A 17,279-nucleotide genomic window follows, 5' to 3' on the forward strand; every position below is an offset into this window, starting at 1 on the left:
GGTAATAATTATGACAGCAGTAGTGGAAGCATTTGGAAAGCCGCATGTAAATGTGGGAACAATAGGACATGTGGATCATGGGAAGACGACGTTAACAGCGGCGATAACGAAGCATTATGGAAATTTTGTAGCGTACGATCAGATAGATAAAGCGCCAGAAGAAAGGAAGAGGGGGATAACGATAGCAACAGCGCATGTTGAGTATCAGACGGAAAAAAGGCATTATGCACACGTTGATTGTCCTGGACACGCTGACTATGTAAAGAACATGATAGTAGGTGCAGCACAGATGGATGCGGCGATATTGGTAGTGTCGGGGGTTGATGGGCCAATGCCACAAACGAGAGAGCATATATTGCTGGCGAAGCAGGTAGGTGTTGGATATATCGTGGTGTATATAAATAAAGCTGATGTTGCTGATGCTGATATGATAGATTTAGTAGAAATGGAAGTGAGGGAATTACTGAGTAGATACGGATTTCCAGGGGATGAAGTGCCTGTGGTGGTTGGTTCAGCACTCAAGGCGCTGGAGGATGACAGCAGCGAATATGGAAAGAAATCAATAGACAAATTGATGGAAAAGTTAGATGAATATGTAGCGGTTCCACCAAGGCCTGTGGATTTACCATTTTTATTGCCAATCGAAGATGTATTTTCGATATCGGGGCGAGGAACAGTGGTAACAGGAAGAATAGAGAAGGGAGAGATAAAGACGGGAGAAGAGATAGAGATAATAGGTCTGAAAGCGACGCAAAAGACGATATGCACAGGTGTTGAGATGTTTAAGAGGTTGCTGGATAAGGGAAGTGCAGGGCTCAATGTAGGAATATTGTTAAGAGGAACAAAAAGAGAAGAAGTGGAGAGAGGGCAAGTATTAGCGAAACCGGGGACGATAACACCGCATAGAAAGTTTAAGGCGGAGGTTTATATATTAAAGAAAGAGGAAGGAGGAAGGCATACACCATTTTTTGCGAATTACCAGCCACAGTTTTATTTAAGGACAACGGATGTAACTGGGAGCATAAAATTGCTAGATGGGAAGGAGATGGTAATGCCAGGAGATAATGTGAGTGTAGAAGTAGAATTGCAAGTACCGATAGCAATGGATAAGGGATTGCGTTTTGCGATAAGAGAAGGCGGTAGAACTGTTGGTTCTGGTGTTGTTTCTGAAATTTTGGAGTGAGAGTTTGAGTTATAGGAGTGTAGCTCAATTGGTAGAGCGCTGGTCTCCAAAACCAGAGGTTGTAGGTTCAATTCCTATCGCTCCTGCATTAATGTTGTGGTGGAAATGTTAAAAAGTTTGTGTGGTTTTTTCTGTGATATAAAGCAAGAAATACGAAGAATTGCTTGGGTAAAGAAACAGGAGGTGTTGTCATCTCTATTTGTTGTGATGATTGTTATATTATGCTTTTCGATTTTCTTCTGTTTTGTGGATTTTATGTCTCTTTACGTAATTAAGGCTTTATTTGGAATTATTTATGGAATGTGAATATAAATGGTATATCATTAAAGTTGGTTATGGATATGAGCAAGGTATACGCGAATTGGTAAGTAATGCTGTTTATTTTAAGGAAGTGTTTATTCCTTATCAAACGGTATGTAATTCAAAGTCTGATATAAAAGAATTATGTGAAGTGTATGTGTATATGCATCTGTGTGATGAAAGCAAAAATATTTTGAATCAAACGCCTGGATTCTGCAGTGGCGAATCTGGTAATTTTGAGATGATTTTAGATGATGAGATAAGTTTAAAGTGTAAAGAATTTAATAGGTATAAATGGTATATCTTGAGAGTTGCTTCTAATTGTGAAGAGAAAGTGCGCCAACATATATTAGAAAATTCTATGAGATTGGGTGTTAATGATTACTTTAAGGAAGTTTTTATTCCATATGAAGAGCTAAGTGAAGTAGAGTTGAAATCTAAGAAAATTGCTACACGAAGGAAATGCTTTCCTGGTTATGTCTTTTTATACGTGAATTTATGCGATGAAGTATTGAATTTTATCAATAATATACCAAAATCTCTTAAGGTTTATGGATTTTTGAAAAACGGTAATATTCCAAAGGTGATTTTGGATGATGAGATTCACTCAATGTGTAATGCACTTTATAATGCTCAAGAGACAAAGAAGTTAGGTTATGGTTATGAAAAAGGTGAAAAAGTGAAAATTAATGATGGTCTTTTTCAAAATTTTACTGGTAAGGTAAATATGGTAAACGATGAGAAAAAAATTATTAATGTGGAAGTATCGATTTTAGGTAAGCCGACAATAATAGAGCTTGATCTGGCTCAAGTAGAGAAAATAGAGGATTAATTATGAGTGTTATAGTTGCTAAGATTAACTTACTTATGGAAGCTGGGAAAGCAGTTCCAGGACCGAAAATTGCTTCAGTACTTGGTCCACGTGGTATACCTGTTCCTAAGTTTTGTGAAGCTTTTAATAAAGTTACTAGTGCTGCTAACGCTAATTATAAAGTAGGCGATTTAGTAACAGTGCGAATTTCCATAAAGGATGATCGCTCTCATGATTTTACTGTCAGCGGTCCGCCTGTGGCTTATTTACTTAAGCAGGAGGCTAAATTAAGTAAAAGTTCTGGTAATCCTGGTAAAGAATTAGTGGCTAAATTACCTATGTCTGCTATAATTAAAGTAGCAAAGTGCAAGATGGTTGATATGAAAGTGGATAATGAAGATTCAGCAGTGAAAATGGTTGTAGGCACTGCAAAATCTATGGGTATAGAAGTTGTGGAAGGTTAGGTAAATGAATACATATAATGATAATCCTAAGCAGTGTTTGAGGAAGATTGTTGAGTCTGCTTCAGCAAAATTTAATGAATCAGTTGATATTGCGGTCAATTTAGGCGTAGATTCACGTAAATCTGAAGAGCAGGTGCGTGGTACAGTAGTTTTGCCTAAAGGTATCGGGAAGAATATTAAAGTAGCTATTTTCGCTCAAGATAAACATTTATTAGAAGCTGAAAAAGCTGGTGCTGATATTGCAGGAGGAGAGGATTTAGTTGAAGAAATAAAGAAAGGTAGAAAGTTAGATGTTGATTGGTGCATTACTACTCCTGATTTTATGGCAAAAATCACTCCTATTGCAAAAGTATTGGGTGCTAAAGGGCTGATGCCTAACCCTAAATTTGGTACTGTGACTTCTAACATTGCAGAAGCTATTAAAACCATTAAGTCTGGTCAGGTAAAATTTAGAACAGATAAAAATGGTGTTATTCATGGTAAATTAGGAAATATTAAATTTGATATTGATGACTTGCTAGAAAATTTAAAAGCCTTTCTTAAAGTAATTAAAGATAATAAACCTATTTCTGCGAAAGGAATTTACTTTAAGGGTGTTTTTTTAAATTCAACTATGGGTAAAGCTTATAAGATAGGCAAAGTGGAAGATATAATTTAAGGGAGTGATACCGTGAAGCGTAAAGATAAGGATGAATTTATACAGAGCACAATAAACGTATTTGTAAATAATGATTTCTTGATATTAGTAAATTTTAAATCTATAAATGCTAATGATTCATTAACTCTGAGGAATAGTCTGAAGTCTATAGCAGGTGGGGTATTAGTAGTTAAAAACACTCTAGCGCGCTTGGCTTTGGAAAGGACTGGTAAATTCTCTTATTTATCAGGCAAATTTTCCGGTCCTGTTGCTATTATATACTCTAGTGGCATAGTAGAAGCTGCAAAATTAATAGTTGATTTTACTAATGCTAACAAAGAAAAAATGTCTGTGATTTGCGCAGCTCATTTAAATGAATTGTTAACAGTGGAAGATGTTAATAAACTGGCTAAGTTGCCTTCTCTGGATGAATTGCGTGTTAAAATTATGCGTTTAATATCTTATGATATTCCTGCTCGGTTAGCGTTGTCTATTAATTCATCTTCTATGAGGCTTATGAGAGTTTTGGATTATTATAGTTCTAAAAAATAAATTTGTTGTTAAGTAAGGTGGTAATTATGAGTAATGTAACAAGTGATTTGGTTGATAAGATATTATCTTTAAACCTATTAGAGGCTTCTGAACTTGTAAAAGTTTTAGAAGAGAAAATAGGGTTGCCTGCTGGTTCTTTTCTTGGTGGAGCTGTTGGTGCTGGGGCGCCTATTGGTGATAATGCTGCTGTTCCTGCTGCTCAAGAAAAAGCTGAGTATAAAGTTGTGATTAAAGAAATTGATGCGAGTAAAAAAATAGGAGTTATTAAAGCTGTGAGAGAGGTTAATTCTACATTGGGTTTAAAAGAAGCAAAAGAGTTGGTTGAATCTTTACCTAAAGATTTGACTGCTAATGTTCCTAAAGACGAAGCAGAAAAAATCAAGCAAAAACTTATTGAAGCAGGAGCAACTAAAGTGGAGCTTGAATAATATTTAATGTATTAATTTTATATTGATATAGCTCTTTTAATTAGTTTGGGGTATTTTAATGGTTGATTCTTCTTATATGTACGCTTCTGGTGCTTTTGTTCCTAGAGTTTCTTATTCTAGGTCGATTGATTTAAAAGATTCTTTATTGGATTTGGTTAAGGTTCAAAAAGAATCATATGATTCTTTTACTCCTAAGAATAAGGGTAATGAAAGACTTGAAGTTATCTTTCATACAATCTTTCCAATAAATGATCCTTTGCGTAGCGCTACTATTGAGTTTATAAGTTGTAGGGTAGATGATCCTAAGTATGATGAATCTGAGTGTATAAAGCGTGGTGTAACTTTTTCTGCTCAGGTTATTGCTTCTATACGTCTTGTTGTTATGCAGGATGGTATTTCTCTTGATGAATATAAATCGATTAAAGAGAGTGGAGATCATTCTAAACTTGCAACCGTTGTAAAATCTATAGAAGAGCAGAAAGTCCACTTTTGTGGGTTGCCTATGATGACTGATAAAGGCACTTTCATCATTAATGGTGTGGAAAAAGTTATCGTCTCACAAATGCATAGGTCTCCTGGTGTATTTTTTGATAGCGATAGGGGAAAAACTTACAATTCTGGTAAATTGATCTATTCTGCTAGAATTATTCCTTATAGGGGTTCTTGGCTTGATATTGGATTTGATGTTAAAGACCATTTGTATTTTCGTGTTGATAGAAAAAGAAAATTGCCAATTTCAGTTTTATTAAAGGCGTTGGGTCTATCAAATAATGATATACTCGATAGATTTTATGAGAAAATAAAGTATGTAAAACATAAAGATGGTTGGAAAGTGCCTTTTGTTCCTGATAAATTTAAAGGAGTGAGGCTGCCTTTCGACTTAATGGATATTGAGGGTAATGTGCTGCTTAAAGCTAACGTTCGTATTACCTCAAGACTAGCTAAAAAGCTATATGATAATGAATTGAAAGAGTATCTGGTTCCTTTTAATTCTATATGTGGTTTATTCCTCGCAGAAGATTTAATGGATAGTGCTAGCTCTACGAAAATTTTATCTGCTGGTGAATCTATAAAGCTGGAAGACATAAAGAAGCTTGAGTTATTATCTGTAGATGAAATATCAGTGTTGAACATAGATAATTTGTTTGTTGGACCTTATATATTAAATACGCTTTTCTTAGATGAAAACATGTCTTATCAGGATGCACTATATGAAATATATAGAGTTTTGCGTCCTGGTGAAGTTCCTGTTTTAGAGATAGTAGAAGAGTTTTTCCGTAATCTTTTCTTCAGTCCGGAATATTATGATTTGTCTAACATTGGTAGGTTGAAGCTTAACTCTTACCTTGGATTAAATTATGATGAGGATTTAACTGTTTTAACGCATGAAGATATTATTGAAATTGTGAAAAAAATAGTATTGTTACGTGACGGTCAAGGATCTGTAGATGATATTGATCATTTAGGAAACAGAAGAGTAAGATCAGTTGGAGAGTTTATAGAAAATCAATTTAGAACTGGGTTGTTGAAATTGGAACGCGCAATAGTTGATTCTATGTCCACTTCTAGTTTAGATAAAGTTTCTCCATCTGATTTTATTAATCCAAAAGTGTTAACTAATGTTTTAAGAGATTTCTTCAATTCTTCTCAATTATCTCAATTTATGGATCAGACTAATCCGTTATCTGAAATAACACATAAAAGAAGGTTATCCGCGTTAGGTCCTGGCGGTTTAACAAGAGAACGGGCAGGATTTGAGGTGCGTGATGTTCATCCAACTCATTATGGAAGAATTTGCCCTATTGAGACTCCTGAAGGGCAAAATATAGGGTTAATCAACAGCTTAGCTATATACGCGCGTATTAATAGATATGGTTTCATTGAAAGCCCTTATAGAAAAGTAGTCAATAGGGTTGTTACTGATCAAATTGAGTATCTTTCTGCTATAGACGAAGGCTCACATCATATAGCTGACACTAGCGTAAAGCTTGATGAAAATAATTGCTTTGTTGATGACATGCTATACTGTAGATATGCTGGTAGCTTCGTCATGGTAAGTAGCGACCAAGTTAGTTACATTGACGTATCTCCTAAGCAGGTAATATCAGTTGCAGCTTCCTTGATTCCATTTTTAGAAAATGATGATGCTAATAGAGCATTAATGGGCTCAAATATGCAACGTCAGGCCGTACCTTTATTGAAGCCTACCGCTCCTCTGGTTGCTACTGGTATGGAGTCTTTTGTAGCTTCTGGCTCTGGTGCTGTAGTTTTAGCAAAACGCGATGGCATAGTTGATAGTTCTGATAGTAACTCTATAGTTATACGTGCTTTTGATAAAGAAAGTGTTAACTACTTGGACGTAGATATTTATCATCTAAGGAAATTTCAGCGTTCTAACCATAATACTTGTATTAATCAAAGACCGCTAGTGTGCGTAGGTGATTATGTTAAAAAGGGTGATGTAATAGCTGATGGTCCTGCAATTAACAGTGGTGAGTTGGCGCTTGGTAAAAATTTGCTAGTCGCTTTTATGTCTTGGCAAGGTTATAATTTTGAAGACTCTATTATTATTTCTAGTGAAGTTGTTAAAAAAGATCTCTTTACTTCTATTCATATAGAAGAATTTGACTGTGTTGTACATGATACCCCTTTAGGATCAGAAAAAATAACTCGTGCTATACCTGGTGTTAATGAAGAAAATCTATATCACTTGGATGATAGTGGTATAGTGAAAATTGGTACAAGAGTTGGTCCAGGCTATATTCTGGTAGGTAAAGTTACACCTAAACCTTCTCTTTCATTGCCTCCTGAAACGAAGTTATTGATGACAATTTTTGGTGAAAAGTCATTCGATTGTGCGGATTCCTCTTTATATACATCTCCAGATGTTGAAGGGACAGTAATTGATGTACAAGTCTTTACACGCAGGGGGGTTGAAGAAAATGAAAGGGCATTACTCATCAAACAAAAAGAGATAAATGACTTTGAGGAAGAGCGAGATTATATAATCAATGTTACTAGTGAATATTTCTATGATGAACTGAAGAAACTTCTTATTAATTCTGGTTCTCAAGATCGAGAAAAATTTGACTCTATTGAACGTGAGCAATGGTGGGGTATAGGATTAAAAAACCAATCCATTTCTGAGCAAGTTAAGAGCTTAAAAAAAGATTTTGATGAAAAAGTGTCACATGCAATAGCACAGTTTAAGCGAAAAGTAGAAAAATTACATGAAGGTTATGACCTGCCTCAAGGTGTGTCGATGTCAGTAAAAGTTTTCATTGCTGTGAAACATAGTCTGCAACCAGGGGATAAAATGGCTGGTAGACATGGAAATAAAGGTGTGATTTCTCGAGTTGTGCCAGTGGAAGATATGCCTTATTTGGAAGATGGTACTCCTGTTGATATTATTCTTAACCCTCTTGGTGTTCCTTCACGAATGAATGTAGGGCAAATACTGGAAACGCATGTAGGTTGGGCTTGTAGAAAATTAGGGGAAAAGGTAAGTAATATTCTCGATGAGATCAATAAGATCAAAAGTGCTTTTTGCAAGGGAATTAGGTCCCTTAACGATGATAATTTTACACAATTTGCAGTAGCATACCTTGATAATAAAAAAATTGAAAATATTGATGATGATGAAATAACGGCTTCTGTTTTAAATACACCTAATAAGAATGCACTAAATGACGAGTTGAATGAGTTAGTAGAGAACTATTTGAACTCTTGTAAAAGTTCATACAGCAATTTACGTAACTTCCTGATTGAGGTTTATAGCTATGGCAGTAACGTATCTATCTGTAATGATATTCGTAATATTAGTGATAATAATCTCATTGAATTTGCACGCAAATTACGTGATGGCGTTCCTGTTGCTGCACCTGTATTTGAGGGTCCAAAAGATGAACAAATAGCAAAATTATTTGAACTTGCTGGTTTAGATAACTCTGGACAAGCTGTATTATATGACGGTTGCAGTGGTGAAAAATTCGACCGCAAGGTTACAGTTGGTTACATGTACATGCTTAAGTTGCACCACTTGGTTGATGGTAAAATTCATGCGCGTTCAGTAGGGCCTTATAGTTTGGTTACTCAACAACCTCTTGGAGGAAAATCTCATTTTGGTGGTCAGCGTTTTGGTGAAATGGAATGTTGGGCATTACAAGCCTATGGTGCTGCTTATACTTTGCAGGAAATGTTAACTGTGAAGTCTGATGATATTAATGGTAGAGTTAAGATTTATGAATCGATAATAAAAGGTGACAGTAATTTTGAATGTGGAATTCCTGAATCCTTTAATGTGATGATAAAAGAACTACGTTCTTTATGTTTAAATGTAGATTTAAAGCAAAATGATGTAGTGGTTGAAGATATATCTCACACTAACATTGCACAACCTTTTAATGAGGTTAGCATATCGATTGCTAGCCCTGAAAGTATTAAGCGTATATCTTGTGGTGAGATAGAAGATGTTTCAACTGCAAATTATCGTACGTTCAAAGTTGAGAAAGGTGGATTATTTTGCCCTAAGGTTTTTGGCCCTGTCAATGACGATGAATGTTTATGTGGAAAATACAAAAAAAGAAGACACAGAGGTCGCATATGCGAAAAATGCGGAGTAGAAGTTACATCTTCTAAAGTAAGAAGAGAAAGGATGGGTCATATAGAGCTTGCATCTCCTGTTGCTCATATATGGTTTTTGAAATCGCTTCCTTCAAGAATTGGAGCATTATTGGATATGTCTCTCAGAGATATTGAGAATATTTTATATAGCGATAATTATATCGTAATGGATCCTCTTGTTTCGCCTTTTGAAAAAGGTGAGATTATTAGTGAAAAAGCTTATAATGAAGCTAAAGATAGCTATGGGATCGATAGTTTTGTAGCTATGCAAGGTGTTGAAGCTATAAGAGAGTTGCTAACGCGCCTCGATTTACATGAAATTAGGAAGGATTTAAGACTAGAATTAGAATCTGTTGCTTCTGAGATAAGAAGAAAGAAAATTATAAAGAGATTGCGTATTGTTGAAAACTTCATTAAATCTGGAAATAGGCCTGAGTGGATGATACTTACAACTATACCTATTTTACCACCTGATTTGCGTCCTTTGGTATCGCTTGAGAGTGGTCGTCCTGCAGTTTCTGATCTGAATCATCATTATAGGACTATTATTAATAGAAATAACAGGTTGAGGAAATTGTTGAGCTTAAATCCTCCTGAGATTATGATTCGTAATGAAAAAAGGATGTTACAAGAAGCAGTTGATTCTCTTTTTGATAATAGTCGTCGTAATACTTTGGTAAATAAAGCTGGTGCTGTTGGATATAAAAAGTCCATTAGTGATATGTTAAAAGGAAAACAGGGTCGTTTTCGCCAGAACCTCTTAGGAAAAAGAGTAGACTACTCTGGACGTTCTGTAATAGTTGTTGGTCCAACTTTGAAACTAAATCAGTGTGGATTACCAAAAAGAATGGCTCTTGAACTATTCAAACCTTTTGTTTACTCAAAGCTTAAGATGTATGGTATGGCTCCAACTATTAAGTTTGCTAGTAAGTTGATAAGAGCAGAAAAACCAGAAGTTTGGGATATGCTTGAAGAGGTAATAAAAGAGCATCCTGTTTTGTTGAATAGAGCGCCTACGCTACATAGACTTGGTATTCAGGCTTTTGAGCCAATCCTTATTGAAGGCAAAGCAATACAGCTTCATCCGCTTGTCTGTACGGCGTTTAATGCTGATTTTGATGGTGATCAAATGGCAGTGCATGTGCCAATTTCATTGGAAGCTCAGCTTGAAGCTAGGGTGTTGATGATGTCCACTAATAACGTTTTAAGTCCTTCTAATGGCAGACCGATTATAGTTCCTAGTAAAGATATAGTACTTGGTATATATTATCTGACTTTACAAGAACCTAAGGAAGATAATTTACCATCTTTTGGTGCTTTTTGTGAAGTTGAGCATTCCTTGAGTGATGGTACTTTACATATTCATTCTAGTATAAAGTATAGGATGGAGTATATTAATAGCAGCGGTGAAACTCACTATAAAACTGTTTGTACAACTCCTGGCCGTTTAATATTATGGCAAATTTTTCCTAAGCATGAGAATCTAGGCTTCGATCTAATAAATCAGATATTAACAGTCAAGGAAATAACTGGTATAGTTGATTTGGTATATCGTAACTGTGGTCAAAGTGCTACAGTGGCATTTTCTGATAAATTAATGGTACTTGGCTTTGAGTATGCCACATTTTCTGGTGTCTCTTTTGGTCGTTGTGATATGGTTATACCTGAAACTAAAGCTACACATGTTGATCACGCGAGGGGTGAAATTAAGAAATTCTCTATGCAATATCAAGATGGGCTAATAACTAGAAGTGAGAGGTATAACAAGGTTATAGATGAATGGTCTAAGTGTACGGATATGATAGCTAATGATATGTTAAAAGCAATATCTATATATGATGGAAATAGTAAGTACAACTCAGTGTATATGATGGTTAACTCTGGTGCAAGGGGTTCTACTTCACAGATGAAACAGCTAGCAGGAATGCGAGGGCTCATGACCAAACCTTCTGGTGAGATTATAGAAACACCTATAATTTCTAATTTCCGTGAAGGATTGAACGTATTTGAATACTTTAATTCTACTCACGGTGCGCGTAAAGGTTTAGCTGACACTGCACTTAAAACTGCAAACTCTGGATACTTAACTCGTCGTTTAGTTGATGTATCTCAAAATTGCATAGTTACAAAGCATGACTGTAAAACAAAAAATGGTCTTGTTGTGAGAGCTACAGTTGAAGGAAGTACTATAGTTGCATCTCTAGAGAGTGTTGTGCTGGGTAGAACAGCTGCAAATGATATATATAACCCAGTGACAAAAGAATTATTAGTAAAAGCAGGGGAATTAATTGATGAGGATAAAGTAAAGCAAATCAGCATTGCAGGTCTTGATGTTGTAAAAATTAGATCGCCTTTAACTTGTGAAATAAGTCCTGGTGTATGTTCTTTATGTTATGGAAGAGACCTTGCAGCTGGTAAAATTGTTTCAATAGGTGAAGCAGTTGGTGTTATAGCTGCTCAATCTGTTGGAGAGCCAGGTACTCAGTTAACGATGCGTACTTTTCATATAGGTGGAGTAATGACTAGAGGCGTTGAATCCTCGAATATTATAGCTTCTATTAATGCTAAAATAAAGTTAAACAATAGTAATATAATTATAGATAGAAACGGAAATAAAATTGTGATAAGCCGTTCCTGTGAAGTCGTGTTGATTGATAGCCTTGGTAGTGAGAAGTTGAAGCACAGTGTACCTTACGGCGCTAAGCTTTATGTAGATGAGAGTGGGTCAGTAAAAATTGGCGATAAAGTTGCGGAATGGGATCCTTATACATTGCCTATTATCACGGAGAAGACTGGTACAGTGTCTTATCAGGACTTAAAAGATGGAATTTCGATCACTGAAGTGATGGATGAATCTACAGGAATATCAAGCAAAGTAGTAAAAGACTGGAAATTGCATTCTGGTGGAGCTAATTTACGTCCTCGTATTGTGCTGCTTGACGATAATGGTAAAGTAATGACACTCGCAAGTGGCGTTGAAGCATGTTATTTTATACCAATCGGTGCAGTGCTCAATGTACAAGATGGCCAGAAGGTTCATGCAGGTGATGTTATTACAAGAACACCAAGAGAGTCAGTTAAAACTCGTGATATTACTGGTGGTTTACCGAGGGTTATAGAGTTATTTGAAGCACGTCGTCCTAAAGAGCATGCTATTGTTAGTGAGATAGATGGCTATGTAGCGTTTTCTGAAAAAGACCGTAGAGGAAAACGCAGTATATTAATTAAACCTGTAGATGAACAAATTTCTCCAGTTGAATATTTGGTATCAAGAAGTAAGCATGTAATAGTCAATGAAGGTGATTTTGTACGTAAAGGTGATCTATTGATGGATGGTGACCCTGATCTCCATGATATTTTACGTGTGCTTGGGTTAGAAGCTTTAGCGCACTATATGATTTCTGAAATACAGCAAGTTTATAGATTGCAGGGTGTTCGTATAGACAATAAGCATTTAGAGGTGATCTTAAAACAAATGCTACAAAAAGTGGAAATTACTGATCCTGGTGATACTATGTACTTGGTTGGCGAAAGCATTGACAAGCTGGAAGTTGATAGGGAAAATGATGCTATGAGTAACTCTGGCAAACGGCCTACTCATTATCTTCCTATTCTGCAGGGGATTACTAGGGCAAGTCTTGAAACTAGCTCCTTTATTTCTGCTGCCTCTTTCCAAGAGACAACAAAGGTACTTACAGAAGCAGCATTCTGCGGGAAGAGTGATCCTTTAAGTGGATTAAAAGAAAATGTTATAGTAGGAAGATTAATTCCTGCTGGTACAGGTTTGATTATGAATAAGATCAGAGCACTTTCACTTTGTGATAATGTGGATAAATATGAAAAATATTTTGATATTGAAACTTATGACGAGGAATGGTTGATGGATAATGGTTGTCATTTACACTCTGGTGAGGAAGAGAGCGTAGTGGCATACGATCAGTCGAATTGAGTACAGCTAGTGTGTCTCTTGACCAAAAAAGCCAATAATATTTTCTTTCACTTCTGTGCTATCTGTCATGTTATTTACTCTCACACGAAATTCAGATGAGCCTTGAAGCCCGCTACTGTACCAACCTATGTGTTTGCGGGCCATCTTTATTCCTGTGTCATTTCCATAGTACTCAAGAATATTGTCGTAATGCTCGAGTATGATGCTTAATCTCTCTGAAGCTGTTGGCTCAGAAGTTTCACTTCCACTGAGAAAGTTCATTGCTTGATTAATCAGCCAAGGTTTACCGTAGGCACCACGACCTATCATCACTCCGTCTGCTCCAGATTCTTTGAGAGCATTCTGAATATCATTTAAATTTTTAATATCGCCATTTACTATAACTGGGATTTTTACTTGCTCTTTAACATTTCTAACGAATTTCCAATCTGCTTGACCGTTATAAAGCTGTGCCCTTGTTCTTCCATGTACAGTAATCATCTTTGCTCCTAAGTCTTCGGCAATTTTCGCAAGTCTCGGTGCATTGCGATTTTCATCGTTCCACCCGGTGCGCATTTTCACTGTAACTGGCACATTCACTGCCTTGACCACAGCTTCAATTATCTCAGCGGCTTTTTTCTCATCACGCATTAGCGCTGATCCTGCATAACCGTTTACAACTTTTTTAACAGGGCAACCAAAGTTTATGTCTATAATTTTTGCTCCCATGTCCTCGTTTAATTTTGCAGCCTCCGCCATAACATATGGCTCACACCCAGCAAGCTGCACAGCAGTTAATGCATCGACTTTTGCTTTTTGCAGACTCTGATGAGTTTGCATAATCATAGCTCTGCTTGCAATCATTTCTGAAACTAACAAACTTGCACCAAGTTTCTTCACAATACTTCTAAACGGATAATCAGTCACTCCAGACATTGGAGCTAAAATAACTGGAGAATCAATTGTCAAATTTCCTACTTGTAGGGACATATATTCTATGTGTTCAAACCTAGCGCATTTACACATACTGTTACAACACTTTGTATAGCCGAACTTACTTTTTCCATAAGAGAAGGCTCTACCTCTACTATCTCAGCTCTCTCATAATGACCAGGTGCCAAGTATACCGTTTCTTGTTCTTTATTTCCCCATAGCTCGTTGTTCTGCTGATAACCTTCATTTATCATTCCCGCATTTGGCAGAAACAATGTATTTACATCATTACCATTATTTTTATAGTAGACGTCAATTTCAATATTAGCCAGCGAAGCTAAGATAGAAATTTCTTCTATGAAAACATGGTAACTTTGGCTGCTGATTGCCTCTAGATAAGATCTATAAATGGATTTGCCATTGAGAAAAGAATTTGCTGCAGTATCACTATTATAATTTCTATCATATTTTCTTTCACTAATATTGAGATTACTAGCACTAATGCTTCTTAAATCACCTATAACTTCATTTTCTTTTAATGTCGTAAGACAACATAACTTTTTTATTAATTTATTAGTCTTTTTTTTGATCTTCTCTACCCGTCTGTTTGTATGCTGAACCAAATCTTTTATTGAGTCCGACATACCAATCAAATGATTTGGATTTTCTAAGAATGCACCAAAAACTTTCTGCATCTGTCCCTTCAATAACTCAGGCATCCTTGGATTATTCAAAGAGTTAAATTGACTTAAAAATTTGTGCCATTCCATTCTCATATCTTGTGCTTTTTCAGTTTTATATTGACCAGAGCTATTATCACCAAATACCGCATGGAAAAAGCAGTTGCCATCACCTGTAGTATTATATTGAACAATTTTTGTTTGCTTACTTTCTACTGAATCTAAACTTACTCCGCTATCTTTACGACTTATATTTCCTGGACCACCTAATACAGGGCTTGGCGTGCCAGCCCTGCTTTGTTCATCCTTTTTCAACGCTTTTGCAAATTCTTTTCTCTTCTCTATTAATTGCTCTGAACTAAGTTCATATTTTAGCTGATCATCAATTTCATCAAACGATTTGCCTGCTTTCAGCATATCTGTAATTTTCTTAGCATTCTCTAAGGCAAATATTCCACAATTATACTTATCATCTTGTTGTTTAGCTTTTGAGTTTCTAATACTACTATTGTCTATTCCTAGAGTTTTCTGTAGCGCACTTGATACCTCTTCTGGTAATGGTTCACCAAATGAATCGCAATAGCAAGCTCTAAACTTTTCACTCTTTTCGTCGTAAGAAACACCCAGTGTTACCCAATGGTTTCCATTTAAATTAAGGATTGAAGTGAACACTAAATCACTACCCTCTCGTTCTACTTTATTTTTATATTCTTTTAGTTCTTGCTCTAAAGATGATGTAGAGTCAGGACAAGCAAAAATCACACCTTCAGAAGTATCTTTTAAGCCTTTTTTATTTTTGTGTGCTATCCACCCATATTTGCTTTTTACAATATCTCTAATATCAGTAGTAGTTAATTTGTAATTATAATTCTTTTCTTTCTCTGTTTGATGTAAAAAAGAATTATTATCTATAGCTATTTCCGATGTAATAACACCACTATCCCTATCGGGAGTTTTCGGTCTTGCTTGCTTTTCTGGAGTCTTGCCTTGCAAATCTTGTAGTTCTGTATCTTTTTCTTCACTCTTTTCCCCCTTTGAAGCTCTTTTTCCATTAATATAGTTCTTCGCTAAGTAAAATAAAGGTTCAACAACCATTTTGTATGCTACTGTAAGAATTATTCCCATTAAAACCCAAACTACGGGGTTAGAGATGAGCATAGCAAGTGGAAAGGTCAATAGAGGGGATCCTATTACCGCCCCTAAACAGCCAGCAGCGAATGTGGCTGCTAGGCATACACAAGTAGCGTAGATAACGAATTCCTCACCAGCAAAGTAAGTGCTCTCTTTCTGATTATTTTTTGTAATGCCCAACATACTACACCCTATGAACGCTAAGTTAATTAAATTTTAACAAATTCTAACAAAAAAATCAACCATAATAATTTTAGTAGTATGAGAAAATATTGAATATTAAGAGCTTTTGGAGTACAGTAACAATGTTAGTAATAGCACAATATATGCACGATATAGAATATATACGCAAAAACCCTGAAGGATTTGAAAAGGCAATGAAAAGCAGGGGAATTAGAGAATCTACTGCGGAAGAGATATTAGAAATCGATCACGAGAAAAGATCATTAACCACTAAACTGCAGGATTTGAATAGGCAGCGCAATGAAATCACAGAGGAAATAAAAAAGCTTAAAATGAGCAAGAGCCCCTGTGAAGAGCAAATAGAGTTGTCAAAAAGCATCACAAATGAGATAGAGGCAATCAGCTTAAAAGAACAAGCAGAAAAGGATAAGTTAGTGAATGTTTTATCTAACTTGCCGAATATTCCTGCGCAAGATGTGCCAATAGGCGCAGATGAGAACTCTAATTTAGAGGTGAGAAGATATGGAGGAAAAAGACAGTTTGATTTTGTACCAGAATCTCATTATGAACTCGGAGAAAAATTAGGTTTAATGGACTTCGAACAAGCGGCGAGAATTTCCGGATCAAGATTTACGATATTAAAAGGACAGTTAGCTAAGCTTGGACGAGCGCTAATAAATTTTATGCTTGAAATGCATGTTAATGAATTTGGCTATACTGAGCTGTACCACCCGACTTTGGTGAAAAACGAGGCTATGTATAATGTTGGTCAGCTACCGAAATTTTCTGACGATTCGTATTTAACTACCGACGAATTGAGGTTGATTCCCACAAGTGAAGTGTTTTTAACAAATTTAGTTGCTGACAAAATAATGGAAGAAAAAGAACTGCCTATTCGCTTTACTGCATATTCGGAGTGCTTTCGTAAAGAAGCAGGCAGCGCAGGGCGAGACACGAGAGGTATGATAAGGCAACACCAATTTGGTAAAGTGGAATTGGTTAGTATCACAACTGAAGACCAATCAAATGATGAACTTGAGCGCATGACGAGTATTGTTGAAGAGATATTAAAAAAACTAGAATTACCGTATAGAGTAATGCTACTCTGTAGTGGTGATATGGGTTTTGCTGCACAAAGGACTTATGACATAGAGGTATGGTTACCTGAGCAAGATAAATATAGAGAAATATCAAGCTGCTCAAATTGTGGTGCATTTCAAGCAAGAAGGATGAACACTAAATACTCTTCAGAAACTGATAAAAAGATGAAAAAATATATTCACACTTTAAACGGCTCAGCTTTAGCTATAGGAAGAACGATTATTGCCATAATGGAGAATTATCAAAATTCTGACGGGTCGATTGCAATACCAAACGTGTTGCAAAAATACATGAGTAATGATACTGTTATAAGCAAATAATAATT

At 35.9% G+C, this 17,279-nt stretch carries 11 protein-coding genes and 1 tRNA gene; 10 read left to right on the top strand and 2 right to left on the bottom strand.

The window, feature by feature from the left end:
- Window positions 1–10 precede the first annotated feature (10 nt).
- From tuf to LA754_RS00115, 9 genes are all read left to right on the top strand, one after another.
- Window positions 11–1,183: an elongation factor Tu gene (tuf, locus tag LA754_RS00075; protein WP_457923642.1), complete on the top strand. Its 1,173-nt coding sequence runs from the start codon at window positions 11–13 to the stop codon at window positions 1,181–1,183.
- Between the two features lie 13 nt (window positions 1,184–1,196).
- Window positions 1,197–1,269 (top strand) — tRNA-Trp (locus LA754_RS00080).
- A gap of 19 nt (window positions 1,270–1,288) precedes the next feature.
- Window positions 1,289–1,489, top strand: a complete 201-nt coding sequence (gene secE / locus LA754_RS00085) for a preprotein translocase subunit SecE (protein WP_022626186.1) — start codon at window positions 1,289–1,291, stop codon at window positions 1,487–1,489.
- Complete coding sequence (gene nusG, locus LA754_RS00090) at window positions 1,479–2,315, top strand: transcription termination/antitermination protein NusG (protein ID WP_006279542.1); 837 nt, start codon at window positions 1,479–1,481, stop codon at window positions 2,313–2,315. The genes secE and nusG overlap by 11 nt, the downstream gene beginning before the upstream one ends.
- A 2-nt stretch (window positions 2,316–2,317) precedes the next feature.
- A complete protein-coding gene (locus LA754_RS00095) occupies window positions 2,318–2,758 on the top strand; it encodes a 50S ribosomal protein L11 (protein ID WP_006279541.1) in 441 nt (146 codons plus the stop codon).
- Between the two features lie 4 nt (window positions 2,759–2,762).
- The gene (gene rplA / locus LA754_RS00100) at window positions 2,763–3,416 is read left to right on the top strand and encodes a 50S ribosomal protein L1 (protein WP_006279540.1); all 654 of its coding nucleotides are present in this window, start codon (window positions 2,763–2,765) and stop codon (window positions 3,414–3,416) included.
- A gap of 12 nt (window positions 3,417–3,428) precedes the next feature.
- Window positions 3,429–3,947, top strand: a complete 519-nt coding sequence (gene rplJ, locus LA754_RS00105) for a 50S ribosomal protein L10 (RefSeq protein ID WP_006279539.1) — start codon at window positions 3,429–3,431, stop codon at window positions 3,945–3,947.
- 26 nt (window positions 3,948–3,973) lie between these two features.
- On the top strand, window positions 3,974–4,375 hold the full coding sequence (rplL, locus tag LA754_RS00110; protein ID WP_006279537.1) for a 50S ribosomal protein L7/L12: 402 nt from the start codon (window positions 3,974–3,976) through the stop codon (window positions 4,373–4,375).
- 58 nt (window positions 4,376–4,433) lie between these two features.
- Window positions 4,434–12,947, top strand: a complete 8,514-nt coding sequence (locus LA754_RS00115) for a DNA-directed RNA polymerase subunit beta/beta' (RefSeq protein ID WP_457923643.1) — start codon at window positions 4,434–4,436, stop codon at window positions 12,945–12,947.
- 6 nt (window positions 12,948–12,953) lie between these two features.
- Here LA754_RS00115 and dusB read toward each other — a convergent pair whose 3' ends face one another.
- Window positions 12,954–13,916, bottom strand: coding sequence for a tRNA dihydrouridine synthase DusB (gene dusB / locus LA754_RS00120; protein ID WP_457923644.1), 963 nt, complete (start codon window positions 13,914–13,916; stop codon window positions 12,954–12,956).
- Window positions 13,917–13,921: 5 nt separating this feature from the next.
- Window positions 13,922–15,853, bottom strand: a complete 1,932-nt coding sequence (locus tag LA754_RS00125; RefSeq protein ID WP_077188476.1) for a Ulp1 family isopeptidase — start codon at window positions 15,851–15,853, stop codon at window positions 13,922–13,924.
- 143 nt (window positions 15,854–15,996) lie between these two features.
- Here LA754_RS00125 and serS point away from each other — a divergent pair, with 143 nt between their 5' ends.
- On the top strand, window positions 15,997–17,274 hold the full coding sequence (gene serS, locus LA754_RS00130; RefSeq protein ID WP_077188478.1) for a serine--tRNA ligase: 1,278 nt from the start codon (window positions 15,997–15,999) through the stop codon (window positions 17,272–17,274).
- The last annotated feature ends 5 nt before the right edge of the window (window positions 17,275–17,279 follow it).

The organism is Wolbachia endosymbiont of Muscidifurax uniraptor (assembly GCF_054149795.1).

What these genes read in the sequence shown, in the direction of transcription:
- tuf (WP_457923642.1), top strand. Translation starts at nt 11, where the DNA reads ATGACAGCAGTAGTGGAAGCATTTGGAAAGCCGCATGTAAATGTGGGA.
- LA754_RS00125 (WP_077188476.1), bottom strand. Translation starts at nt 15,853, where the DNA reads ATGTTGGGCATTACAAAAAATAATCAGAAAGAGAGCACTTACTTTGCT.
- LA754_RS00115 (WP_457923643.1), top strand. Translation starts at nt 4,434, where the DNA reads ATGGTTGATTCTTCTTATATGTACGCTTCTGGTGCTTTTGTTCCTAGA.
- secE (WP_022626186.1), top strand. Translation starts at nt 1,289, where the DNA reads ATGTTAAAAAGTTTGTGTGGTTTTTTCTGTGATATAAAGCAAGAAATA.
- rplL (WP_006279537.1), top strand. Translation starts at nt 3,974, where the DNA reads ATGAGTAATGTAACAAGTGATTTGGTTGATAAGATATTATCTTTAAAC.
- LA754_RS00095 (WP_006279541.1), top strand. Translation starts at nt 2,318, where the DNA reads ATGAGTGTTATAGTTGCTAAGATTAACTTACTTATGGAAGCTGGGAAA.
- rplA (WP_006279540.1), top strand. Translation starts at nt 2,763, where the DNA reads ATGAATACATATAATGATAATCCTAAGCAGTGTTTGAGGAAGATTGTT.
- serS (WP_077188478.1), top strand. Translation starts at nt 15,997, where the DNA reads ATGCACGATATAGAATATATACGCAAAAACCCTGAAGGATTTGAAAAG.
- nusG (WP_006279542.1), top strand. Translation starts at nt 1,479, where the DNA reads ATGGAATGTGAATATAAATGGTATATCATTAAAGTTGGTTATGGATAT.
- dusB (WP_457923644.1), bottom strand. Translation starts at nt 13,916, where the DNA reads ATGTCCCTACAAGTAGGAAATTTGACAATTGATTCTCCAGTTATTTTA.